Annotated in this window: 4 protein-coding genes; all 4 read left to right on the forward strand. The window is 51.4% G+C overall.

Features of this window, described 5'->3' with window-relative positions; all coding sequences use genetic code 11:
• Nucleotides 1-552: ketose-bisphosphate aldolase (locus KDK18_RS12905; RefSeq protein WP_257255335.1), on the forward strand; the 552-nt coding region annotated here is incomplete at its 5' end.
• 166 nt (nt 553-718) lie between these two features.
• Nucleotides 719-1783, forward strand: coding sequence for a class II fructose-bisphosphate aldolase (gene fba / locus KDK18_RS12910; protein WP_257255336.1), 1065 nt, complete (start codon nt 719-721; stop codon nt 1781-1783).
• Between the two features lie 269 nt (nt 1784-2052).
• Nucleotides 2053-2958 (forward strand): N-acetylglucosamine kinase, encoded by a 906-nt coding sequence (nagK, locus tag KDK18_RS12915; protein ID WP_257255337.1) that lies wholly within the window; start codon nt 2053-2055, stop codon nt 2956-2958.
• 89 nt (nt 2959-3047) lie between these two features.
• Nucleotides 3048-3466 (forward strand): hypothetical protein (locus tag KDK18_RS12920; RefSeq protein ID WP_257255338.1); only part of this gene is annotated, 419 nt, incomplete at its 3' end.

Raw genomic sequence — 3466 nt, forward strand, 5'->3', positions numbered from 1 at the left:
TCTGTAATGATCGACGGCTCTCATGGCCCATTCGAAGAGAATGTTGCCATGACCAAAACCGTGGTTGACTATGCCCACGCCCGCGGTATATCGGTCGAAGCGGAGCTGGGTGTTGTTGGTGGTCAGGAAGACGACGTTGTTGCAGATAACTGCATCTACGCTGATCCACAGGAATGTAAAGAGCTGGTTGAACGCACCGGTGTAGATTGTCTGGCTCCAGCCCTGGGCTCTGTTCATGGCCCCTACAAAGGTTTGCCAAACCTGGGCTTCGATGAGATGTTGCAGGTTAAAGAAATGACCGGTGTTCCCCTGGTTCTGCACGGCGGCACAGGCATCCCGACGGCCGATATCCGGAATGCCATCAGCCGTGGCACTGCCAAGATCAATGTCAACACAGAAAATCAGATCGCCTGGACTAACATGGTTCGCAAGGTACTGGCTAATGACGCCGACGTTTACGATCCACGTAAAGTCATCGGCCCGGGTAAAGAAGCCATCGTTGAAACCGTCATGGGTAAAATCCGTGAGTTCGGCTCCGAAGGCAAAGCCTGATTTATCAGCCCGGTAGCCAGGGCTACCGGGACTTGCTGTTCGCCCGCCACTTTCTTGTCTAAACTGCTTTGCAAATACTCAAAGCCGTTGATGTTTTGCACCGCCCCCAAGAAACAGGGATAATAGCCGTCGAATTCAACCACCCCTTGATTAGCAGGAGCAGGCAATGGCCCTGATCAGCTTGCGTGAAATGCTCGACCATGCCGCAGAAAACAACTACGGCGTTCCCGCATTCAATGTCAATAACCTTGAACAGATGCGCGCCATCATGGAAGCTGCCGACGAGACGGACTCCCCCGTCATCGTTCAGGCTTCTGCCGGTGCCCGTAAATACGCAGGTGCCCCCTTCCTGAGACACCTGATTCTGGCAGCCACGGAAGAGTTCCCCCACATACCGGTGGTTATGCACCAGGATCACGGCACCAGCCCCGCTGTCTGTCAACGCTCCATCCAGCTTGGCTTCACTTCCGTGATGATGGATGGCTCACTGAAAGACGATGGCAAAACCCCGTCTTCCTACGAATACAATGTTGACGTAACTCGTCGCACGGTAGAAATGGCACACGCCTGTGGTGTTTCTGTGGAAGGCGAACTGGGTTGCCTGGGCTCTCTGGAAACCGGACAGGCCGGTGAAGAAGACGGCGTCGGCGCCGAAGGCACCCTGTCACACGACCAGTTGCTGACAGATCCGGATGAAGCGGCAGATTTTGTAAAGGCCACTCACGTGGATGCTCTGGCCATTGCCTGCGGTACCAGCCACGGCGCCTACAAGTTCACTCGCCCACCGACAGGCGATATTCTGGCGATCGACCGCATTCGTGAAATCCACCAGCGCATCCCGAACACCCATCTGGTGATGCATGGTTCGTCTTCTGTTCCCCAGGAATGGCTGAAAGTCATCAACGAAAACGGTGGGCAAATCCCTGAAACTTACGGTGTACCGGTTGAACAGATTCAGGAAGGCATTCGTCACGGCGTTCGCAAGGTCAATATTGATACCGATCTTCGTCTGGCTTCTACAGGTGCCATCCGCCGCTTCATGACTGAAAATCCTTCTGAATTTGACCCACGCAAATATTTCGCAGTGGCCACCAAAGCCATGAAAGATATCTGTATCCAGCGTTATGAAGCGTTCGGCGCTGCAGGTCAGGGTTCAAAGATCAGCAACACCAGCCTGGAAAGCATGTTCGTTCGTTACGGTAAAGGTGAGCTGGATCCAAAAATCCAGTAAAGCAACCGTTGCTTGATGTTGCTTGATCAAGAAAGCCAACTTCGTCCGGGGTTGGCTTTTTTCATGCTCAAACTGTTTTAGATCATTCAACTCTACTGGTAAAGAATGTTATAAAACACTGCACAATTCTTTACTGCCCTATTTTTATCTGAAACAGACCAATGTCTAAAAAGAACCGGTACGTTAAACGAACCGGATTCTGCTCATGCAATAGAGGCGGTTCAGATTTAGTTTCAACGCAGTCACTAAGACAGATTCAGGAGTGAGCCATGCTGTTTGGGTTGGATATCGGTGGAACCAAAATGGAGCTGGCTGTTTTTGATCATGAGCACAACAAACACGTCAACAAACGTGTACCCACACCGACAGACTCCTACGATGCGTTTAAAAATGCCATCCGGGAGCTGGTTCTCGAAACCGATCGTGAATTAGACACACGGGGTAGCTTAGGTATTGGTATTCCGGGATTTATTAATCCGGATACCGGCAAGGCTCAGTGCGCCAATGTTCCCTGTGCCAACGGCCAGAACCTGAAGGTTGATCTTGAATTGCTTCTGGATCGTCCCATCAAAATTGAAAATGATGCCAACTGTTTTGCTCTGTCAGAAGCCATTGGCGGAGCAGGCGATAACATCCCTACGGTTTTTGGTGTGATTCTCGGAACCGGTTGCGGTGGCGGTCTGTACATCAACGGCAAGCTTCATGATGGCAGCAACAACCTGGCAGGTGAATGGGGACACACGCCATTGCCTTATCATGTTTTCAAACTGGCTGGCGAAGACTTTCCCATTGTTAGGTGTGGCTGCGGCATGCACGGCTGTCTGGACAACTACCTGTCGGGCAGGGGTCTGGAACTGACGTATAAGCATGTTGCCGGTAAGCCCCTGCCAGGCAAAGACATAGTACAGCTGTTCCGCCATCATGATAATCAGGCGGAACGGGCTGTTGAGATTTATTGTGAACTGCTTGCTTCCGGATTGGGCGCCATGATCAACATTCTGGACCCTGGTGTCATTGTTCTGGGTGGCGGTCTGTCAAACATTGACGAACTCTACGAGCTGGTGCCTCCCTTACTGCCGAAGTACACCCTGAACATCGGACAACTGCCCGAGATTCGCAAGGCAAAATTCGGCGATGCCGGGGGTGTTCGTGGAGCTGCTATGCTGAACGCCTGAGTTTTAAGCAAGACCTATTCTTTATTACAATTTCTAAAAAAGGGTCTATGCTTTCCCGCATAACTTATTCCTCTTAAAAAGGACTAACTATGATACCTTCCCGGGGGCATGCAGGACGCTTGGGCTGCAATAAACTGTCTTCAAAAGCCAGATGCCTGAAGATCAAACTCATCGGCGCCATTCAGCTCATTACACTACTCAGCTTCTACTTTCACACTTCGGTACAGGCGAACGAAGGTATGCGGATGAGTGAAACCCATGAAAACTGCCATAAAGCCATGCGGGATCGCCATCACTACAACCCATTTCATTTTCCCAAACATCTGACATGCGAAACCATCCATATCACCTGGGAGGGTGCGTATTTCGAGAAGACCGTTTTCGTGCCTCCTAACAAATTGATACACACCTGCACCTGGCACCCACCTGCCTGGGACCACCCTTCCGAAAATACCTCTGTGAAAGCCCTGCCCCCTGATTGTCAGGCACTGTCATCCGGCAGCCGGTA

The organism is Endozoicomonas sp. SESOKO3, assembly GCF_024606255.1.